The sequence below is a fragment of the Clostridium mucosae genome (assembly GCF_024622765.1).
Lineage (GTDB): Bacteria > Bacillota > Clostridia > Clostridiales > Clostridiaceae > Clostridium.
Genome location: NZ_JANKAF010000001.1, coordinates 576,649 through 600,170, shown reverse-complemented (window position 1 = coordinate 600,170; position 23,522 = coordinate 576,649). Strand labels below are relative to the sequence as shown.

At 25.4% G+C, this 23,522-nt stretch carries 15 protein-coding genes; 6 read left to right on the top strand and 9 right to left on the bottom strand.

The genetic code is table 11. The annotated features are described in order from the left end of the window. Positions 1-172 precede the first annotated feature (172 nt). Together NSA50_RS03010 and NSA50_RS03005 are read right to left on the bottom strand one after the other, a co-directional pair. Positions 173-2,014, bottom strand: a complete 1,842-nt coding sequence (locus tag NSA50_RS03010; RefSeq protein ID WP_257442851.1) for an ABC transporter ATP-binding protein — start codon at positions 2,012-2,014, stop codon at positions 173-175. A gap of 4 nt (positions 2,015-2,018) precedes the next feature. After that, a complete protein-coding gene (locus tag NSA50_RS03005) occupies positions 2,019-3,746 on the bottom strand; it encodes an ABC transporter ATP-binding protein (RefSeq protein WP_257442849.1) in 1,728 nt (575 codons plus the stop codon). 108 nt (positions 3,747-3,854) lie between these two features. Between NSA50_RS03005 and NSA50_RS03000 the strand changes: the two genes are divergently transcribed. Beyond that, a complete protein-coding gene (locus NSA50_RS03000; RefSeq protein ID WP_257442847.1) occupies positions 3,855-4,673 on the top strand; it encodes a MerR family transcriptional regulator in 819 nt (272 codons plus the stop codon). Between the two features lie 132 nt (positions 4,674-4,805). Here NSA50_RS03000 and NSA50_RS02995 read toward each other — a convergent pair whose 3' ends face one another. The 6 genes from NSA50_RS02995 to NSA50_RS02970 all read right to left on the bottom strand — a co-directional run bounded on the left by NSA50_RS02995 (position 4,806) and on the right by NSA50_RS02970 (position 14,986). Beyond that, the gene (locus NSA50_RS02995; protein WP_257442845.1) at positions 4,806-6,212 is read right to left on the bottom strand and encodes a CsxC family protein; all 1,407 of its coding nucleotides are present in this window, start codon (positions 6,210-6,212) and stop codon (positions 4,806-4,808) included. A gap of 400 nt (positions 6,213-6,612) precedes the next feature. Continuing rightward, entirely contained in the window at positions 6,613-7,398 is a 786-nt protein-coding gene (locus tag NSA50_RS02990; RefSeq protein ID WP_257442843.1) for a CsxC family protein, read from the bottom strand. A gap of 181 nt (positions 7,399-7,579) precedes the next feature. Next, positions 7,580-8,362, bottom strand: coding sequence for a DUF4489 domain-containing protein (locus NSA50_RS02985; protein WP_257442841.1), 783 nt, complete (start codon positions 8,360-8,362; stop codon positions 7,580-7,582). Positions 8,363-9,231: 869 nt separating this feature from the next. Beyond that, complete coding sequence (locus NSA50_RS02980) at positions 9,232-11,886, bottom strand: amidohydrolase family protein (RefSeq protein WP_257442839.1); 2,655 nt, start codon at positions 11,884-11,886, stop codon at positions 9,232-9,234. 23 nt (positions 11,887-11,909) lie between these two features. Beyond that, complete coding sequence (locus tag NSA50_RS02975) at positions 11,910-14,483, bottom strand: P-loop NTPase fold protein (RefSeq protein ID WP_257442837.1); 2,574 nt, start codon at positions 14,481-14,483, stop codon at positions 11,910-11,912. Positions 14,484-14,494: 11 nt separating this feature from the next. Further along, complete coding sequence (locus tag NSA50_RS02970; protein WP_257442835.1) at positions 14,495-14,986, bottom strand: DUF4231 domain-containing protein; 492 nt, start codon at positions 14,984-14,986, stop codon at positions 14,495-14,497. 197 nt (positions 14,987-15,183) lie between these two features. Here NSA50_RS02970 and dndB point away from each other — a divergent pair, with 197 nt between their 5' ends. The 5 genes from dndB to NSA50_RS02945 are packed head-to-tail and all read left to right on the top strand — an operon-like array spanning position 15,184 to position 21,628. After that, the gene (gene dndB, locus NSA50_RS02965) at positions 15,184-16,275 is read left to right on the top strand and encodes a DNA sulfur modification protein DndB (protein WP_257442833.1); all 1,092 of its coding nucleotides are present in this window, start codon (positions 15,184-15,186) and stop codon (positions 16,273-16,275) included. A 2-nt stretch (positions 16,276-16,277) separates the two neighbouring features. After that, a complete protein-coding gene (gene dndC / locus NSA50_RS02960) occupies positions 16,278-17,900 on the top strand; it encodes a DNA phosphorothioation system sulfurtransferase DndC (protein WP_257442830.1) in 1,623 nt (540 codons plus the stop codon). Next, positions 17,890-20,046 carry a DNA sulfur modification protein DndD gene (dndD, locus tag NSA50_RS02955; RefSeq protein WP_257442828.1) on the top strand — a complete coding sequence of 719 codons (2,157 nt, stop codon included), beginning with the start codon at positions 17,890-17,892 and terminating at the stop codon, positions 20,044-20,046. The genes dndC and dndD overlap by 11 nt, the downstream gene beginning before the upstream one ends. Positions 20,047-20,048: 2 nt before the next feature. Continuing rightward, complete coding sequence (locus NSA50_RS02950; RefSeq protein WP_257442826.1) at positions 20,049-20,438, top strand: DndE family protein; 390 nt, start codon at positions 20,049-20,051, stop codon at positions 20,436-20,438. Then, positions 20,435-21,628 (top strand): cysteine desulfurase family protein, encoded by a 1,194-nt coding sequence (locus tag NSA50_RS02945; RefSeq protein ID WP_257442824.1) that lies wholly within the window; start codon positions 20,435-20,437, stop codon positions 21,626-21,628. Before NSA50_RS02950 ends, NSA50_RS02945 begins: the two co-directional genes overlap by 4 nt. A 156-nt stretch (positions 21,629-21,784) precedes the next feature. Here the strand turns inward: NSA50_RS02945 and NSA50_RS02940 are convergent, their stop codons facing one another. Next, complete coding sequence (locus tag NSA50_RS02940) at positions 21,785-23,461, bottom strand: DUF262 domain-containing protein (RefSeq protein WP_257442822.1); 1,677 nt, start codon at positions 23,459-23,461, stop codon at positions 21,785-21,787. Between the last annotated feature and the right edge of the window lie 61 nt (positions 23,462-23,522).

Here is a 23,522-nt window from a genome sequence, read left to right as displayed (position 1 = left end):
ACTCTATTAATTACTATAGTATAAATTATGATAATTAAGCTTGCTTAGTTACAGAGTAAGAGTCAAAAAAATACATTTTTCTAAATTAAACTACTTTTTTTTATATCTAATATACCTCTATATAAAAGAGCAAATAACTTCATAAAGTCCCAAATAATTAAAAAGATAATAGTTAATTTGCCACTTCAAATTGACTATTATAAAGAGAAGCATAGAATCCATTTTGTGCTAGAAGATTTTCATGATTTCCTCTTTCTACAATATCACCATCTTTAACAACTAAAATCATATCGGCATTTTGGATAGTCGATAATCTATGAGCTATTACAAAACTTGTTTTATCCTTCATAAGTCTTGATAAAGCTTTTTGTATTTCTACTTCTGTCCTTGTATCTACACTTGAAGTAGCTTCATCTAATATCATAATTGTAGGATTTGTCAGCATAGCACGAGCAATTGTTAAAAGCTGCATTTGTCCTTGAGAAACGTTTGATGTTTCACTAGAAATTACTGTATCATATCCATGCTCTAATGTACGAATAAAATGGTCACAGCTAGCAGCTTTTGCAGCAGCTATTATTTCTTCACGTGTAGCATCCATCCTACCATATGCAATGTTTTCGGCTATTGTACCTTCAAATAGCCATGTATCTTGAAGTACCATACCAATTTGTCTACGTAATGTATTTCTAGGTATATCCTTAATATTAATTCCATCAATTGATATAGTTCCTTCATTTAATTCATAAAAGCGCATAATTAAGTTAATTAATGTAGTTTTTCCGCCTCCTGTTGGTCCAACAATAGCTACCATTTCATTTGGTTTTACTTCAAGATTTAAATCTTTTATTAAAGTTTTTTCAGCAGTATATCCAAATTTTACATTTTTAAAATCTACTTTTCCCATAGATATAGGATGTTCATTAAATGAAAGCTCATTGAATTTATTATCTGAAATTTCTTCTTCTTCATCTAATAGCTCAAAAACTCTTTCAGCTCCAGCAATAGCAGATTGTAAAGACATAATAACATAAGAAGCTTGAGTAACAGGCTCAGAAACTTGATTTACGTATTGTAAAAATGCCTGAATTCCACCTAAGGAAATTTGTCCATTAAGTGTCATTATTCCACCTACAATTGCTGTTGTTACAAAACCTAACTGACTTAAAAATCTAATGGTTGGGTATATAGCAAAATCCACAAATTGAGCTCTTCTATTTGCCTCAAATTGTTTTTTATTAAGCTCAGTAACTTCTTCAATTATATCTTCTTGCTTATTAAAGACTTTGATAATACGATTACCAGAATACACTTCTTCAATTTTTCCACTTAAGTCACCCATAGCAGCATAATTTTCTGCATAATAACGTTGACTTAAACTTGATACATAGTTAGTTGCAATTGCACTAATTCCAAGGACTATAAAAATTAATAAAGATAGTTTTAAATTTAATATAAGCATTAAAATAATTGTAAGTACAATTGTAAAACAAGAAGATATAAACTGCATAAATCCAACTTGCATTACTAGGGATACTTTTTCAAGATCATTTGTTACCCTGCTCATAATATCTCCTGTTTTATGTGAATCAAAGTATTTTAGTGGAAGTCTATTTAATTTTTTACTAATTTCTTTACGTAATGAAAGAGTTAAATTTTCACCAATACTAGATATTATATATTGCTGAACATAAGAAAGAAAACTGCTAAAAATAGAAGCTAGTACTAACATTAATACTGGCATAGCTAGTGCATCTGTTACCATTGATAAAACACTTACAGATCCATCAAAATTACGAATTGCTTTCACTAAATTATTAATAGCTGATCCAACAATAAGTGGAATAATTGCATAAGCTGCACTGCTAAGCAATGCAGATATTCCTACAAATATTAGCTTTTTATTTTGTGTTTTTAATTGTCTCATTAGCCTTTTAATAGTCTTTTTGGTGTTTTGAGGAATATCCTCGCTAAATGTCATTGTATCTTTTTCTTTGTTTTTATCCTTCTTCATAAAATCAAGCCTCCTTTATATTCATTTGACTTTTAGCAATTGCTTGATATACAGAACAATTTTTCATTAGTTCATCATGTTTCCCAATACCAACTAGATTCCCTTCATCTAATACAAGTATTTGGTCTGCATCCATAATTGTACTTACTCTTTGAGCAATTATTATCTTAGCTGCATCCGTCATGTTTTCTTTAAGTGATTTACGAAGTGCTGAATCTGTTTTTAAATCCAAAGCAGAAAAACTATCATCAAAAATATAAATTGGTACTTTTCTTATAAGAGCTCTTGCAATAGATAAACGTTGTTTTTGTCCACCTGAGAAATTTGAACCACCTTGAGACACTTCAGATTGTAACCCTTTAGGCAATTTATTAACAAAAGATTCTGATTGAGAAATACTTAATGCTTTCTTCATATCTTCTTTAGTTGCTTCTTTATATCCCATTTTTAGGTTATCCTCAATTGTTCCACTAAACAAAAATGCTTTTTGAGGAATATAACCAATAGTATCTCTTAATTCATTTTGTGAAAGACTTCTTATATCCACACCATTTATACGGATTTCTCCTTTGTCTATGTCATGTAATCTTAAAATAAGATTAGCAATAGTACTCTTACCAGAGCCTGTACTTCCAATAATGGCTGTTGTCTCACCTTTATTACATGAAAATGATAAATTGCTTATAACTGGTTCTTCTGCTCCATGATAAAAGAAAGATACATTTTCAAATTCAACTACTGCATGCTTATCTTTTGTACATTGCTTTTCTATATTCGAATCCTGAATCTCTGGATTAATTTCTAAAACTTCCTCTATACGATCAAGACATGATTTCATTTTAGGAAGAGTAACACTTGTTGTTGTAGCCATTATTAAATAGCTTAATGTAATAATAGAATATTCAGTAACAGCAGTTATTTGTCCAATTTCCATTGTACCCTTCATGGAAAGAATTCCACCTATCCAAACTATAATAGCTATTGAAAGACCAATTATAAGCCATATTATAGGATTTAATATAGCAAATAGCTTATTTAGTTTTATCATATCTGTAGCATAGCTTTTAAAAGCTTTACCTGATCTACCCTCTTCATATTTTTCATTTCCAAATGCACGAATAACACGAATTCCAGTAATAGATTCCCTTATTACTTGATTAATATGATCTAGTTTAGATTGAACCCTTTTAGAAATAAATATTGATTTCTTAAGTACTAATCCAGAAAAAGCAATAAATATTATCACAGATAAAATAAGTATTAAGGCTAAAGAAAAGCTAGTGTATGCTGTCATGATAATAGATGTACCAATAATAAGTGGAGCTGGAACTATAAGCTGCAAAGCTAACCCAAAGTTCTGTTGCAAATTAGAAATATCTGAAGTTGTACGTGTTATCATAGACGAAACTCCAATAGTATCAAATTCATGAATAGATAACTCCTGACTCTTACGGAAAATCTTATCTCTTAAGTAATATCCAAAAACTGCAGCAAGATCTGCAGAATAATAACTTCCAAGTACAGCTGCAATTGTTGTTATTAAAAGAACTATTATCATTTGCACCCCTATATGAAGAATCTCATTCATATCACCTTTCAAAATTCCATTGTCTACAATTCCTGCTATTAAATATGGAATTAGTAATGTTCCTACTACTTGTCCAAAAAGCATAATTAATGTTATTCCTACTTTACTTTTGCTTTCTTTTAGGAATAGTTTTAAATACTTCATAGTTTACCTCCGTTATGTAAGTAATTTTGCAAAAATTTGATTTCAGTGGTATTATAAAGCTTAAAGTAACTTTAATGTCAATAGTATAATTAAAATTTGGAGGTACTTATGAAAGATAAATCTAATATGCAAATTAAAGAATTTTCTGCTCTTACAGGTATTAAACGTGAAAATTTAAGATACTATGATCAAATAGGATTGTTATCACCAGAATTTCGTGGTGAAAATGGATATCGCTACTATACTAGAAATCAGTTAACTACAGCATATTTAATAATCTCTCTTAGGGAAATTGGAATTGGAATTGAAGAAATAAAAAGATATATCGATATACGTACTCCAGAAGAAATGTTTACTTTATTTAGTTCACAAAAAAAACATATATTAACTGAAATAAAAAAGCTTAAACGTATATTAGAAGTTATGCAACTTTATGTAGATATGGCGGAAGATGCTATTAAGTATAAAGAAAATAGCATAAATATTGAGTACAAAAAGAAAGAGCCTATTTTCCTAGGCCCAATAATTTCTAAAGATTCTATAGATGACTCACAAGATGAATCTGCTATTTCATTTTATAATTTTGCGGCTGAAAATGGAATTGACATAGGCTATCCCCTTGGTGCTATTGTTAGTAAAGAAGATATTGAATTAGGAAATCCTTTATATGCAATTCGATATTATTTTAAAGTCATAGATGACGAAAAATCCTATAAGCCTGAAGGTAAGTATGCAGTTTTTTATGGAAGATGCGCTTATGGAGAATCTGATGATCTTTATGAAAAATTATATAAATTTATTAAAGAAAATAATTTGCGTATTTGTAGTGATGCCTATGAGGAATATCCCCTAAACGAACTTTCAACTAAAGATGAAAGTAAGTACTGCGTTAAAATAGAAATAATGGTGGAGAGTGATGATCGGTAGTTTTGTGGTAAAAACAAAACTACCGACTGTTTTTGCATAAATAGCTGGTAGTTTTGAAGTAATATACTATATAAATTTTGTAGGGAACTATAGAACTTAGAGAATTTCTAAAATAACAGCTTAAGATAAATCCTATTCTATTTCTACTCTTATCTGTTGTTTTTGTAAAACTCTTAGAACTAAATTTACAATTATTCTTTCTTCAATTTTAGTAAACTCTTGCTCTGCTTTAGCATCATTAACTAAACTTTGTTTTTTATTAATATTAACATCAATAAATGTTGCTTTTATTAGTTCAGCAAAAGGTTTTTCATTAAATACTTCTGTAAATCCAATACTTTGTTCATAGGTATCATAGTTAATAATTGAATTTTCGTAAACATCACCTTCTTTAGGGTTATTATTAAAAAATTCAAATTCATTTATATTAGCTTTTTCAGTAAAAATTGGTTTCCTAATGTAAGTAATTATAGTAGTAAAATTAAAAGGTGCTTCAACTATACAGTATTTTATATTTCCATAGCTATTTTCTACCCTACCCTCTGCCTTCTCTTCATTAGAAGTTTTAGCTAGATATTCAATGTTATTTCTTATAAAACCTGTAACAAATAATACTCCAGAATTAGTATCGTGAGTATTTGATTGAAATGGAATAAGGTTGGATTTAGTTAAAAGTACATTCATTTTAATTCGCTTAATTTCACTAACTTCTTCATCTAATGAAATAGTATCTTCTACGGAAATTGTTATATTTGTTTCTGCTAATATGACAGGTAAATTAGCATATAAAGCTTCTGATTGAATGTTATTTTTTTTAGATATCTCATTTTTTACAACATTATTATAGTTTTCATTTATAAGTTTTTTATCATCCACTTTTAATAACTTTTCATAACTTTCATTTGAGTATTTTTTATCGTCTTCCTTATAGCCTTCTTTTACTTTATAACCTTCTTCTATGAATTTTTTATCATTTTCTTCACATAATTCATCATAAATTTCTTCTAATAATTTTCCCTTAGGTGAATCTGTAATATTAGTATTAATATTATTACTTTTATTATCTAAGTACTCATTCGTAGATAAATCATCATCTTTATATTCTAAATTATTCTCTTTATTATTAACTTCTGAAATTTCGGAGATACTTCTTTTTATTCTATCATCATTTATATTATTATCTTCTATGTTAAGAGTTTTAAAAAAGTCAAAAAATTCATTTTGTGTAGTATCAACAATATCATTATTTATTTTATAATTTTCTTCATCATATTTTTTATTATATAAATAATAGCTATTTTGCTTTTTAATATATTCTTCATAATTATTTTGCATATATAAATACTGTTTTTTCTGCATTTTAATATATTCTTCATAGTACTTTTTTGTATTAATATATTGCTGATTTTGCTTTTTTATATAATCCTCATAATTCCTTTTCATATATAAATAATACTTATTCAGTTTTTTAATATATTCTTCATATCGTCTTATCTTAAGTTGATTATAATTTTGCTTTGAATAGTATCTCCTTTCCATAATATCTCCTCCACTTAAGAATCTATAAATATAAGTATATAATTAACTCATTTTAAAACATTCGTTAGTATTTTCTTTATTATTATTCATTATAAAGTATCCTCCATTTTCATCTGATTTAAATGTAACTAGTTAACTATCTAATGTATAATATACAAATTTTGTGTTTATTGTACTTAATTAAACAAAAACTTTTCTTTTGCTAATAAATATGATTAAATTTATCACTCTTAATATAATTATCATATAACAAAAAAACTCCATGACAAAACTTATATTAAGTATTGTCATGGATATGATTAGTAAAGATAACTTTTATATTGAATAGTTTAGACTTTATAGATTATATTTTTAATTCAATTCTTAGATTTGTGATTCTATTCTTAGATTTCTATTTCTATTAAACTAAAGCTGTAACTCTTACTTGTTGATTTTGTAATACTTTCAAAGTTAAATTAACTACAACTTTTTCTGTAATTTTAGTGAAAAGTTGTTCTGTAGGAATTTCACAGTCCTTATATGGATCTGTGTGAATATCTACTTCAGCAATATCAGCTCTTACTAATTCAGTAAAAGGTTTTTCATTAAAGAATTCTGAATTGAAAAAGCTTTGATCACAAACATTACGTCCAATAACTGGATCTGCACAAACATCGCAACTCTTATTCTTATCTGAGAAGAATTCTACTTCAAGTGCAGGTGTATTTGTAATAAATATTGGTGGCCTTAAGAAAGTAATTCTTGTTGTAAAGTTAAAAGGTACTTCAACTGTACAATGTCTTATATCGCCACAAATATTAGGAGATCCATATCTACTGCAAGTTTTAGTTGCAAATTCTATATTCTTTCTTATAAAACCAGCTATAAATAATATTCCAGTACCAAAAAGACCATCTTGAGAAAACGGAATTACTCTAGATTGATTTAAAAATACATTCTTTCTAATTCTTTTAATTTCTATAGCAGGTTCATCTAATTTAATAGTAGCTTCTACTGGGATTGTAATATTAGTTTCAGCTATTACAACTGGAACCTTAACAACTACTGGTCCTGGTGCAATAACAGCAGGAGTTACAGGAGCTTGTTCAGTTAAAGATTGTTGTAGAGTCTTAACTTCTGCACAATGTCCTACTAAAGCTACAGTTTCAGCTGTATTTTCATTTGTATTTATCTTGTTATCATTCATAATAACACTTCCTCCATTTTATATCTCGTTAATATCGTTAGTTAAACCTTATATTATATAATATATAAAATACACATTTTGGTGCGTGTTTCTAATCTTAAAATATTTATATACTGAGAAAATTTAATCTTTCCTAATTACCTATTTTCTAATACTTTCACTAGATTGTTTCATAAAATGCTTATAAAGATAGCTCTGCCAAAGTTGCATTTGTAATAATACTAGTACCACTAGTTAGACGTTTTTCTATAACTTTTTCATTAAAAGGTATAATTGTTAAACTTATCGTTCCACTTAGAATAGAAATTTTATTCAATCCAGGTGCTTCAGTAAATATAAAGCTACCTGCTTCAATATTATTAACAGTTATAGTATTACCTGATTGAGAAATATTACCGAATAAACCTTGTATATTTATATTACCGGAAATGTTGTTCAATGTAAGAATAGTACCTGCATTAATAGTAAAAAAATTACCATCAGCTATAAAGGTAGTAGGTCCTACTAGAGTTACATTATTATTTCCACCAACAATATCTGTTAAATATAGGCTACGAAATAAACTATCAATAATAGTAGCTTTTGCAATATAGGTACATTTATTTGAACAAATATCATCGTCGCAAACAAATAATGAGAGAACATCTGCTCCATTATTTGAAACTGGATATGATAATATCCAAGGTGGTCCAATTGAAATAGATTTATAGTTATTATTAAAAAGCTTAAATATTTGAAAGCTTATAGTTCCAATAAAATTAGTGTTGATTATATTGCAAGCAAATTCTAATAATCTTCTATTTAAGTTATTTACATTAATAGAAGAAATAATATAAGAGGTTCCAATTTCAGTACCATTAGGTATTAGTACTGAACCTGTATATCCATGTTCAATATTAATATTATTATCAGTACATATGCTATTCAACTCATCTTTAAGCTTAAAATATGATAATGAATTCATAAAAAGTCCTCCATGTTATATATATGGTAAATTAAATACTGATAGATTTCTAGCAACTGTTACTATATTATATTATGTTAGCTATATTCAGTTACTATATGTTCATTTTGTTTAATGATTTAGACAATTCATTTCTTGATACTTTTAAAATACTATATAGAAGAGATATTGAATATTTACTTATAAATTTATTTATAACTTGAAATTTTATAAGATTTTAGGTAATTCCCACTTATTTTCCCTAAAAGTATTTTAAAAATTTCATTCTCCGATCTTAGTCTTGTAAATCTTCATTTTTACTTTCTTCAACCGCTTAACGATGAGGCTTTTTATTTATCATAAAAGCTATTTGGGACTTTTCATTATATTAAATTATCAATATGCCCAGTATTGATGTATTAGTTATATTTAAATCCTTACAAATTTCTTTTTGCTCTTTCTTAGTTTTATATATTCTTCAATTGTATTAATTTTAAATTTCTTTCTATAAGTTTTGTATTTTATTAGCATAAAAAATCACCCCATCATGTAATTGCAAATGACACCTTGCCTACATAATGGGGTAACTTGTTCAGGATTATTGTATAGTTTATCCTTTTTCTGATCTTAATAAAGTCTCTAGATCACTTTTAACATATCGTTAAGCTTGTATAATAAGGTCTCCATAATCATTCCATTATTATAGAATCCTTACATATTCGCTTAAATTTTAATGTAGCTAAATTAAAAAAGTAAGAGTATAAATATTCATCAAATCAATCATTTATAAGTAGAATTATATATAAATATTCCGTGCTTAATTCTAATTCATTTTATATTTTACTTTCATAACTTTAACTAAAAATTTAGTTTATCATTCTTTTTAATTACTAATCAAAATACTTTATAATATCAACAATATATTCATAATATTGTTGATTTGTAAGTTTATTATCAATAAAAGAGGTTTCCATAGAAGAAACTCTAATTTTATCTATCCATAATAGAATATTTTCTTTACTATATCCCTTTTTTATTAACGCATAATAAAGGTATGCATACTCATTACTAAGAGTTGTATTAAAAATCATTGGATCATCACTATTTATTGTCATAATTACATTACTATAATCATTATTATCTATTTTATTAATTACAAAAGCTTGATTTTCAAAAATAGTATCTATAGCTCCGATATTTGTATTTGAAGTTGGATTTACTTCTATTACTATTCCTTTGTTTGCTATTTCTTTTAAAATTATTTTTTGCATATCATTTATTATCTCAAGATCTATATTCTTAACAGATACATATATAGCTTCATTCATTTTTTCAAGAAAGCACCTACAATGCTTAGCAAAATTAAGCCGTTCTAAGGTCCATACTTGAGATGAATCATTTATCTTGCTGCAGAATTCGAGTTTTCCAACTTCAGAAATATCTGTATTATTTTTTATTTTTAAATTTTCATCTAAATAATCATTATCAAGGGCCTTAAAACTATTTATGTAATTTTCATATAACATTGATGTTGTTATACCTATATTATTAGAGTAAATTTCTTTACTAGTTTTATATATTTCTTTTTCTAAATAAAGAATAATTTGAGTATTACTATACTCAAATGAAGAATATAGATTCCATATCCATAATAGGTTATTTAGGTGTTCTATCCTTGGCATAATTACAACTGGATTTTCAGATCCCCATTTTTCTATATTTATTCCTAAAGCTGTTCCATGACCTATTCTATCTCCGGAGTGAAATTTACAATGATTAATAACTTCATCAATTCTTCTTAGTCCTGATATAATATGTCTAAAATCTTCACCTGCGTGAAAAGTAAAATATAAGCTTTTTATATTTATTAAATTCCCATTTCTATCTAATTCTATTCTCTTATCTTTAGTGCTATCCCTTGAATACTGAAAGACAGGTGCAAACACATCGATTGGAGTGTTATTTTCTAAATTGGCAGCATCTATTCCTAATATAAAATAAGAAAGTTGGGGAATTTCATTTCTTATTTTTATTAAATTAGAGATTTGTTTTATATATTTTTTCTGTAATGAACCATAGGCTAAATTATGATAAGTTTTTTCATTTTCTTTATTAAATGATATCCAGCATTTTTCATTTGGATAGGGATCTTTTTCTTTTATCAAATGAAAAATAAGTCCAAGTCTTGGATAATCTAATAATTCTTTATTAACTAAATAATCTTCATCTATAACCTCTTTATAAGCATTCATAAAATCCTTAATAAATTTCATTTGTTTTTCTTTTGTATTAGATAATGAAAATCTTAATTCTATCTTTTTTATATATTTATCTTGAAATAATGTTCTAATCATTAATTTAAAGTAATCTTTATCAGATAATTTTAATAAATTCAAAATAGATGTACTATTAGAGAAGAAATGTTGAAAATTTTCTAATCCATTAATTTCATTACTAAATGCAACATTGCGATAAAATTCATTTTTTATACGTATATATAGCATGAAAATTTTTTTGAAAATAAAATCATCTGTTTTTTTTATATATTTTAATGATTCAAATAAAAATATATTTTCTCCATAAGTTTTAACGCCTCTATATTTCATAAATAATTTGAATGTTAAATCATTAAATTCATTATCATTAGTAATATCATAATATGAATTCATTCTTTCAATATTATCTAATATTATATTTTCATCATTAACAGTTAATTTTTCAATATCCATTTTATCTAATACATAATTTACTACTGAATTTAATTCTGTATTATTATAATAATCTAATATATTATTATGATTATTATATTTTAAAAAGAATAATATTAAATTTCTTATTAATTTATTAAATTGTATAAATATATAAAGATTTTCTTCAAATAAATGATTTGTAGATTCAGATATAAGTATGTTATTGATTTTACATTTTTCAATATTATTATACATCAATATCTGCCATAAAACAGTAAAGTTAAAACTTGCATTCGCATGAATATGATTCTCAGAGAGTCCTTTATTTAATACATTATCTAGTTGCAGATCTCCTAAAGTTATATAAGAATAATAATCATTAAGCGAGTATATATCATATTGTTCATTCTGAATAATATTATTTATTAATAATAAATCCATAGAAATCCTTTTACTTATTTTTCTGAAAATCTCTATTTTATTTCCTTCATCATAGAGGCCGAAAATTTCAATATCTTCTACAGTTCCCCAATATTTATAAATTATATTTCCATCTCTAACTGAATAAAAACTTTTTGAAAGTTTATTTAGTATTAGAAAATAATAATTATAAAAATCTTCCTCTTTCATTATCTTTGTTTTTTCAAAAATGAAAGGATAAACTTTCTGTAAAATAAGATTTATTTCATCGTAATTATTAAAAATATACTCATTTTTTATTTTTTTATAAATTTTCATTAATTTCTTATCACAAAAATCTTCGTAAATAGATTGTAAAATATCTTCATTATAGAAAAATAAATCACCAAAAGAAAGAAGAATGATTGATATTATTTCATTTATTTTTTTAAACATAGTGTACTCCTAAATATAGTAATTTAGATCATATCAAATGTACTATTGGTAGAAGAGTCATTTCCATAAAAGATATCATGGAAACTTTTTTCTTCATTCAAGGCTTTATCAAAAGTATTACTTAATAATTCTTTTATATATACTTTATCTTCTTCATTATTATTTATATTTTTAAACTCATCACTGTATTTATCCAAAAATAAATAGTATTCATTTATATTATTATTGTTTATAATTTCTTTATTTTCGAAATATGAATTATTTGTCAAATAATAATATAGCTCTCTTGCTTCTTTCACACCATACCATGACCTTGAAAGAAATAATTCTTTTAATATTTCTAATATATCTAGATATTTGCTAAGAGAAATTTCATTATGAACTATATCTCCAACTTTGCTCCCTATTGAACTTTTTGCTTTTTTATAATTTGTATTACTATAACCATGTTCTCCATGTAAAAAATCTTTGATTTTTTCATTGATATTCTCTGAATAAACGCTTTGATTAAATATGTCTAATTCTTCTATATTAATTTTATTTAAATCTATATATTTCTCTTTTATTTTAATAAATAATTCATTACTTATATTTTCATTATCTTGATTTACTTTGTGTATCTTTTTAATCATTCTTTTATATATATAAGAATGATCAAAATCATTTTCAAAAATATTCTTTCTTATAGTCACTTTTATTAAACTCTCTAATATAATATAATATTGTTTCTTTTTATAAGATTCTAAATGGTTATTTTTATATATAATTAAATCATTAGCTATTATTTCCGCTTTTTTATAATTTTCAGTTATTCTTGATCGTGAATATAACAGATCAATTATTTTAGGAAAGTTATTCTTATTATTCCATATTTTTTTTAATATTAATTCTGTATATATATTTTCTTTAAATAACAATACAAGAATTTTAAAAACTATATTTTCCTCCTCTGTTTTTTTTCTTAATTCTCTACTTAATTCTCTACTTAATATAAGAGGCTCATTTTTCAATTTAGTTATAAAAGAAATCAAGAATTCAAAATTGATAGACTTAATTTCTTCTAATATAATACTTAAATAATCTTCTTTCTCTATATTTAACTCATTTTTACATATATTAATTTCATATTGAGATATACTTTCCTTATCTATGCTATCTTTTTTATTAAATAATAAACTGAGTATATATAGCAAAATAAATACACTTTTATTTTTATAATTTTCCTGACTATTTAAGTCATCAGAATTATTATATTTGAATTTTATATTTTTATATTTAATAACTGTACTTTCTTGGTCTTTCCCCCACTGTAGATAATTATCATATATTTCTTTCTTATAATTATTTAATTCTGTGGATGAATTTATTAAAGTATCTACAAATCCCTTAATAAAATTAAATTGTTCTAATATATCTGTACCTTTTTTAAAATCCTCTATTCCTTCAAGATAATATAGCACATTTATTAATCCTCGTGGAGACCTATCAAAAATTGAATATCCATAAGAGATTATTTGTTCTCCATTATTGAAAATTGTGAAATCGCCTAGAAGCTTTCGAATTCTCTTATGAAGGATTATTTCAAACTCTCCGCTGTTATCTTTCGACATAAAAGAAAAAGTTGGGATATTATTTTCATTCCACAAAACTACGTTATGCCTCAAGGAAGGTGGAAGAATTTTTTTTAAATATTCATTTGATAAGTATTTTTTTCTTTTAGTAATATTAAAACTATTTCCGAAAACTTCTTCATTAAATTCTTTACTATTAATAATTGAATTAATTAAACTTTCTTTTTCTAAAAGAGCAAGAGTTATAGATTCATTGAGTATTTCATAATCTGCTGATAGAATACATACTATATTTTTATGATTCATGTATTGAAGAACAGAATCAATGAGCTCTTTAGTTTTATTAGTTTTCAAATCAATATCATCTATAATTATAAATATTAGTGGTTCTCTATTTCCAGATATCTCTTTTTTAATACTAATTATTTTATCTATAAAATTTTTAAATTTTATGTTGAATTCATAATCAGGAGATAGCAAAAAACTATATTTTTTTCTAAAAGTACTCATATCAGTATAATTTTTTGTAAGTAATTCTCTATATTCGGGGTTTATGTAGCAATAATATTCAATCACTTCATTCATTTTAGAGCTTAGTGGATTATTTTCTATATATCTACAGTTCTTAAAATATTCGTGATTTTTCATAATATTTTCATTTCTTTTAATTTCACTCTCTATTTGACTTATTTCTGTTTTCAATATTCCAAGTATTGATCCCATTATTTGGGTTGAATCACTATATAAATCTGGTTCAATTACTGGTAGAATCAAATCTTGATTATTTTTACTTTGTATTTCTTTTATTATTGTTTTTATTATAGAAGATTTTCCAGACCCCCTTTTTCCCAATATAGCAAAATTATTATTGAATTGTTTTACAGTATCATCATCTTTATTATTCTTTGCATAATCTCTTATATCATTAATTTGATTTATAATAGTTTGATATGTTGGCAAAATCATATTTACTTCTTTTTTTTCAAGTGCTCTAGCACCTATAAAAATTTTACTCTTATTGTTCATATATACCCCCATTAATTATGTAAAGTGTCTTTATTTACAACATAATCTTTCCATGATTCCTTTTCTAGCTCTATTAAAATTTCTATCTGATTTGTAAACTCTTTTTCTGTAAAAGATTCATTTGAATAGAACTCTCTTATCAACCTTTCTATTTCCTCTGCTATTCCTCTATATTTTAACCACCTTATCTTAAAATCCATGAAAAACATTAAGGATGTTAACATGGTTAGAAATACAGATATTATAGTTATAAAAAATATATTTTTACTATCTGTTTGTGAAGATAATATTGTTATAATCCCCCCCAATATAATAGAAACTACATTTGTAAAATTGTAAAGAAATTTACCAATATTTCCTTTCCTTATATAATAAGCTAGTTTATATATAATTATATCTTCACTAGTTTTTTTTAGTTTATTTGATGAAACTATTTCATCTAGAATTTTTTCATATTTACATACTTCACCTCTATAACCAAAATCAAATTTAATATTAAACACCTCCTAATAAATATAATATATTCCTTTTTAGTACTAGTCTACCTTTTTTTGCTATAAAATGATTATATATAATAAATTAAATTTAATTGTTACATATTTCTCGTTATTAGATAAAGCGTTTAAACTTTCAATTTACGTACGTAATAAAATTTGATATAATTAACTTAAAAATGCTACGTACGTAAGGAGGTTTACTTGTGAAAAATAACTTTTTTTATACTTTCCCAGCTATCAAAGGAAATCAAGCTGGAAGAGAGTTTTTTGTTATTATGTGCCCTTTATCTATACTATCTAAGTTGTTTATTTTTAATGATGATGAACTTCCACCAGAGCATCGAGCTCAAAGGATAATTAATAAAACTAGAATACCAGAAATGGCTTCATATATAGTAAATAATCCAAAAGATTATGTATTTTCGTCACTTACAGCATCTATAGATGGGAAATTTGAATTTGCACCTTTAAATGCTAGTTTTGATGAAAAAATTGGAACTTTAAAAGTTTCCATGGATAGTAGATTATTAATTAATGATGGACAGCATAGACGAGCTGCTATTGAAGAGGCATTAAAAGATTTTCCGGATCTTGGAGATGAAACAATATCAGTAGTCTTATTTATTGATGAAGGTTTAAAAAGAAGTCAACAAATCTTTGCTGATTTGAATAAACATGCTGTTAATGTCTCTAAATCAATTGGAATTCTATATGATTCAAGAGATAAAATTGCTATGATTACGAAGAGTTTAATAGATACTAATTTTAATCTTAGAAATTTTACAGATAAAGAAAATCCTTCTTTATCTAAATTATCAAATAAATTATTTACTTTGAGTAATATTTATGAAACAAATAAGAAACTATTACGTGATTTAAATTATAATGATGCTGTAATTATTGAGTTTGTTAATGAATTCTGGAATGTATTGTGTACTTCTATGAATGAGTGGCAATTTGTTTTTAACAAAGAGATTAGTGCTTCATCATTTAGAAGTGATTATATAAGTTCACATGGTGTAGTTCTTGAGGCTTTAGGGCTGGTTGGTAATTACTTGTATAAAAACAATAAAAGCAACTGGCAATCTATTCTATCAAAGATTAATAAAATAGATTGGAATCGAACTAATTTAGATGATTGGGAATACAGAGTTATTGCTACAAATGGTAGAATAATGAAGAGTGCAACTTATGTTAGGCTTACAAACAACTTGATAAAAATGAAGTTGAATATTGAACTCACTAAAGACGAACAAAAGTTAGAAAATCAATGTATGAAGAAAAAGGAATACTAATTATGATTAAAATAGATGTAAAAATAAAAGTAGAAAATATTATTAAAGAAATGACAAGAGTTTATAAAAATGATTCTAGACCTTGGGTGATAGGCTATAGCGGTGGTAAAGATAGTACTACCGTCGTTCAATTAGCTTTCATGATGTTGCAAAAGCTACCTCCTGAAGAAAGACATAAGGACGTTTATGTTGTATCATCAGATACATTAATTGAGAATCCTGTTATATTATCATATTTAAAAGAAAATACTCAGCTTATTAATGAAGGTGCTAGAAAACTAGGTTTGCCACTTTATACACATATGGTTCATCCAGATTATAATAACACATTTTGGTCTAATGTTATTGGGAAAGGACTTCCTACCCCTACATCAATAAGATTTAGATGGTGTACTGAACGTTTAAAAATAAAACCTTCTAATAAATTTATAGAAGAAAAGGTTAGAGAAAATGGTGAAGTTGTTGTATTGCTAGGTGTTAGAAAAGCTGAGAGTATTGCCAGAGGTATAAGAATTAAGAATAGAGAAATTGATGGATATCTTCTAACTCCTCACGCTACCCTCCAAAACACTTATGTTTACAATCCAATAGTTGAATTAACGACTGATGATGTTTGGGAAATTCTATTAAGTAATAATGGTATAACACCATGGGAAACTAATAATAATGTTTTATTTGAATTATACATGGGCGGAGATGGTGGAGAGTGTCCCTTCACTACTACTAATGATAAAGAAACACCATCTTGTGGTAATTCAAGATTTGGATGTTGGATTTGTACTGTAGTTAAAGAAGATAAATCATTAACAGGATTTATAAAAACAACTGAACCTGAACTTCAATTATTATTAGACTTTCGTAATTGGCTATTAAGTATTCGTGATAAGCATGAATATAGGCAACAATATAGAAGAGACGGTAACCATTATTACAAAAAAATATACTTGGATAAATTACCGCTATTAGATAATTGCATTATTAATTCTAATCATATATTTAAAGATGATAACGATGAAGCATATGTAGATACAATAAGATCAAATGAATCCAAAGAAATGATGGATAAAATCTCTACTGATAAAGATAAAATATATTTGGAGTTATTGCCAACTATAGAATTAGATGAACACATAGCTTTAGATAAAACAAAAATATTAAATGATGAAAAAGGTGAATACATAAATATTCTTGGATATGGACCATTTAATTTTAAAGCAAGAAAAGAAATTTTGAAAAAACTTTTAGAAACACAGATTGAAATAAGAAAATATTATGATTTTGATTTAATTACAGAAGAAGAATTAGAAGCCATAGATAAAATATGGGATGATGAGGAAGATCTAAATAGGAGATCATTAGTTACTATTTATGAAAATGTTACTGGTAAAAAATTACCATGGGATGATTACAAAAAGCCTATATTTGATAACTCCACTTTAAATGAAATATCTTCATTATGTATTAAACATAATATATCTGATGATTTAATAAATAAACTGCTTATAGAAACAAATAAATATAAGCACTTTACTAATAGAACTATTTTAGATAAATCTATAAATAAGATTCTAAATCAAAGATATTTACACAAAAGTATAGTTGAGGAGATAGGCAATGATAATTAATAGTATTACATTAAAAAATTTTAGATCATATGAAGATGAAACTATCTTCTCATTTACCCCTAAAAATGAGAAGAATATTGTTTTGATTGGTGGAGAAAATGGTGCAGGAAAATCCACTTTATTTGAAGCCATAAAACTATGTATATATGGCCCTATAGCTTATGGATATATAGGACAAAATCATAATTATTTAACGAAAATAAAAAATAATATAAATGATAATGCATTTAAAAATGAAGATGTAGAAGCTTTTATAGGACTAAGTATATCATTTAAAGAAGGTACTCAAATTAAAGAATATTATTTAAAAAGATCTTGGCAATATATTAATCATAAATTACAAGAAAACTTTACAGTTTTATTTAATAATAAAGAGTTAAATGATGAAGATAAATTATATTTTGATAAATATTTAAAATCAGTATTACCTCCTTCTCTTTTTGATTTCTTCTTTTTTGATGGTGAGGAATTAAGCGAATTTTTTACAGGTAAATCTGCAAGTAATAATTTGAAAGACTCTGTCCTTCAATTATTTAATTATGATACTTTTGATGTATTAAAAAAACAGCTAATATCTTATCAACGAGCTCAATCTAAATCAAATGCTAAACTTGAAGAAGTTCAAATAAACTATGAGAATATGCTAAAGTATGTTACTGAATTAAAAGAACAGATTATTAGTTTTGAAGAAAAAATAATAGAAAATGAAGAAAATCTTGAGTCTTTAAATCTAAGAAAAGAACAGTTAGAAAAAGACTTTAGAAATAGTGGTGGAATTCTTGAGGAAGAAAGATCAGATCTTTTAACAAGAATAAATAAGTTGGAAAATGAAAGAAGTGAAATTAATCAATATATTAAAGATTTTTGTAATGATACACTTCCCTTCTTATTGATCCCAAACTTATTAAGTGAAACTAAAAATCAAATTGAAAAAGAAAATGCTATTCAGTCATATAACAGTGTTAAATCAAGGCTATCTGATGAAATTCTTGAAGTTGCATTGGACAAATATGTTAAAATATCATCTAATGTTTCGTACTCAGATATTGCTGAATCTATATTATTCTCAATGTTTACTAATGAGGAAATAGATAATTCAAAATCAATTTTAGAATTTTCTAATGAAGATATAAATTCTGTTAGCCATATAATAAGTAATATTTTATCTAATGAAGATTCATTTAAAAAATCAATTCATAAGAAATTTGATAGAACAAAAGAAATTTCATTAAGAATACGTGACTTAAAAAGTAAATTGAATTCGACTGTCTCAGTAGAAATATTAAATACTTATTTAGAAAATGAGAGCTTAGTAAATACAGAAATTAGTATGACAGTTAATGCTCTAGCTACTTTAAACTCAAAAATAGAACAGTTACGAACTGAGCTTAGTTCTAAAGAATATATGTTAACAAGGGCAAGAAATGAATATACTTCATTATTACAAAATAATAATGTGTTAGAAATCTCCAGTAACTTAACACTTTTCTTAGATGAGTTACTTAATAATCTAACAAATGATAAAATAACTTTAATTGAAGAAGAATTTATAAATATTTTTAGCAAGATTATTAGAAAGGATAACTATGTGAATAGTATAGTTATCGATGAACAATTTAATTCTACACTTTATATAAATAAAGATTATGATACTAACGAAGTTATTAATATTCTAAATAATCTTGGATTTGAAGGAACTGTAAAAAAATATGGAATTAAATTCTTAGAAGATTTATATAGCTACTATAATGTAAATAATGATAAATCATTATTAGAAAAGTTAAATAACACTATAATGGTTGAGTATTTAACTATTAGTACTAAAATAAATATAAATGATTTCTCTAAAGGAGAAAAGCAAATTTATATACTATGCTTAATTTGGGCTATTATTAAAAGTTCTGGAGTGGAAATACCTTTCATTATTGATACTCCTTATGCTCGTATTGACGAAACTCATAGAAATGCATTAACAAACATATACTTGCCAAATATAAGTAAACAAGTAATAATTTTATCTACTAACAAAGAAATTGATAATGAATTATACAGGATTGTTAAACCGCATATATGTAACGAGTATTTACTATTATATAATACAGAATTACGTAAAACTGAAGTGAAAAATGGATATTTTGAGGTGTAATTATGGGATTTAGATTAAAAACTTCAAGAAAAACAAAAACAATCTTCGAAGAAATAGGTGCTAGCTCAAATCTTAAACCTTTTGCTTTAAGTAAAATAGCAGTTTCTATGTCATTAAGAGAAGATACTCCAATAGATGAATTTGAAAGCAATGACGTAACAGGACTTGAATTACAAAGATCTACTGTTACAGGAGAATATGATGCTATATTTAAAGCACTTATTCAAATGAATCTTGGGAAAAAAATTAGTGATGATGAGTATTATCCTTACTATATGAAGTTACACATTGATAGAGGTGCAGAATTATTAGCTAATAAGTATAAGTACTCTGGTGGAAATTTAGAAAAATTTTTAACACAAATACTTAATGAAAGGAATGCTAGTATATGATTTATTTAGATAATAGTTCAACTACTCCTATTGATCCTGAAGTACTAGATGCTATGTTGCCATATTTAAAAGAAGAATATGGCAACCCTTCTAGTAGACATTACACATTAGCTGTGAATGCTGAAAAAGCTGTTGAAAAAGCAAGAGAACAAGTTGCTTCATTAATAAATGCCGATCCACGAGAGATTATATTTACATCTGGAGCTTCTGAAAGTAACAATTTTATAATTAAAGGTGTGGCTGATTATCAAAAATACTATGAAGAAAAAGGTAATCATATAATAACATCTACTGTAGAGCATAAATCAATCATTCAAACTTGTAAGTTCTTAAATGGTGATGTATTTTGGAATAAACCTGATGTCGCTTCTTCAAGTAGATTACTAAAAAAGAAAACTAATATAAAAAAAATAGATCGTGGTTATGAAGTTACTTTTCAACCTGTAAATGAATATGCACAAGTTTCAAATGATGCTTTTAAAGATTCTATAAAAGAAAATACAATTTTAGCATCATTTATATGGGGAAATAATGAAATAGGATCTTTAAATGATATTAAAACATTAGGAACAATAGCTAAAGATCATAATATTTTATTTCATTCAGATGCAACACAAGTTTTAGGGAAGATAGATATTGATGTGAAAAATTTACCTGTAGATTTTCTTTCATTCTCAGCTCATAAAATCTATGGTCCTAAAGGTATTGGTGCAGCTTTTATACGCCAATCAGCTTTAGCAGATTATAAGATTACATCATTGATACATGGAGGTCAGCAAGAAAATGGATATAGAGCTGGCACTTCCCCTGTTCATAATATAGTTGGATTTGGAAAAGCTTGCGAGATTGCCAAAAGAGATATGAGTGAATATATGCAGAAAATTACTAAACTAGAAATTGAAGCAAAGAAAGTACTTTTAGAAAAATATCCGGGTATACAGTTTTTAGGTGATCCAGATAATCATATTCCAGGTGTGATCGGAATGTTAATTCCTAATATAGTAAATGAGATGTTTATTAAGAATTTAGCTGATAAGGTTGCTATTTCAGCTGGATCTGCTTGTGGTATTGGTGAGCCATCTTATGTAATTAAAGAAGCTACTCAGAATAGTACTAACAATAACTTTATAAGAGTTGCTATTAGTAAGTTTAATTATATAAATGATTTAAATATGTTTAATAATATATAAATAATTAATGTTCTTGTATTGTGAATTAAATACCCAAAGTTCAAGTAATATTCACAATATAAGAACAAATAATCCTAATTAGTATAATATTTTTGTATAATATGTTTATCTTATGAATTAATAGTTGTCCAAGAATATTTTTTTATTAGATACATCTTATAATGACCATACAGACTCAACAATAATAGCCATTTCCTTTTGATGGTTTTCTAATTCGTGAATATCCCATTTAGTTAACTTTGATATTTTATTTGCATCCTTATATCTACTTTTTATGTAAGCCTCTTTTTTTATATCGAACAAATCATTTCCAATTTCTGAATTTGCTTCACGTTCTAGAAGTATGTAATTTCCTAATCTATATACATATTCTTCAGCATCATTAATAAATATATTATTCCATTCCTCACTAAAACTTTCAGGTAATATATGTTCTATAGTATTATCATCTGTTATTTGAGTGCCTTTACACTTTTCAATACCCTTTAATATTTCAGTTATTAATCTTTTATTATTTTTAGTCTTAATAACCTTATTTTTAAAGCTAGCAATGAATTCTTCTTTACTTACTATGAATTCTTTCATATCCTTCTCTACTTTTGAAAAATCCAATTCGTTTTTATATTTAGCAATAGCTAAACATAAATCATTATAAGCTCTTTCTAAGTCATTAGCACTTCCATTACAAATTATTATATATCTAAAAGAAATTCTAGAGCATAATCTAAATATTTTTCTTTTCAAATCTAAGTTAGAAATAAATAATTGTGCTGATAATAGAACCGGATAGCATAAATCTACTTTATATAACTTTATTTCTTCTAAAGATTTAACAATACTTGCATCTCCATTCCATATTTGGCTTTTAGGATTTGATAATGCTGAGTAGATATATGAGCACTCATTTAATTGTTTTACAAATTCTAAAACTTTTTCTTCAGTATCAATACTATCTTTTATAACTTTGAATAATTCCTTTTCTGTAACTTTTTTATGGTATGAATTCCAATAATGTCTTATGTATTTTGTAGTATTTCTTTCATCTACATTATTTACAATACTACTCCACATTCTTTTCATCAATGAATGTTTGCTATTTTTTATCTTAGAAAATAAATAATTCTTCAGTAAATCTGTTACTGTTAAATCTAATCCTCTATCATTTAATGTCTCAAATATTACATAAGCATTATGATAATCAGACGCAGTTATTTCTATTAAAATTAAATTTTGGGATATATATTTAAAGTAGTCTAATAATAGCTTGAATGATGCATTTTTTTTACCTGCCTCAGTACAAGCTTTTTTTAATTCTTTTTTAAAGTACTTAAAGCAATCTATTAATAATTTATTGCTCATTGTAAGTTGTGACTCTTCAGTAGGTAAATTATCATTTACTAAGTATTGAGAGTACATTATATTATTAGTCTCATTTAACTCTAGTTTATTCGTTGATGTAATATTATATAAATCTGTCTCACATATTAATTTTTTTATCCCTTGTGCTCTAGTAATATTGTTTTGTACATCTATACCATTATTTATTAACTCGTTAAAGTTGCTTATAATTGCAAGATATATAATTGATATTGTTGTTAACCTTTGTTGCCCATCTACAACTTCTTTATAATCACTATTTTTTACTAATACAACAGAACCTAAATAATGTTTATTATTATTTTCAAAACCATTTTTTATATCATTCCACAATTCAACCCAGTTATCCTGCTTCCATGAATAATCTCTCTGAAATATTGGAATTTTCATTTTAGGATTATCTGTTAAAACTCCTTCAATGCTTTTAGGAACTGCATTCATATTATCTGTACCCATAGTACCCTCCATTTTTTACTTAATATTCATATTATATCATAATTATACATAAATACACAAA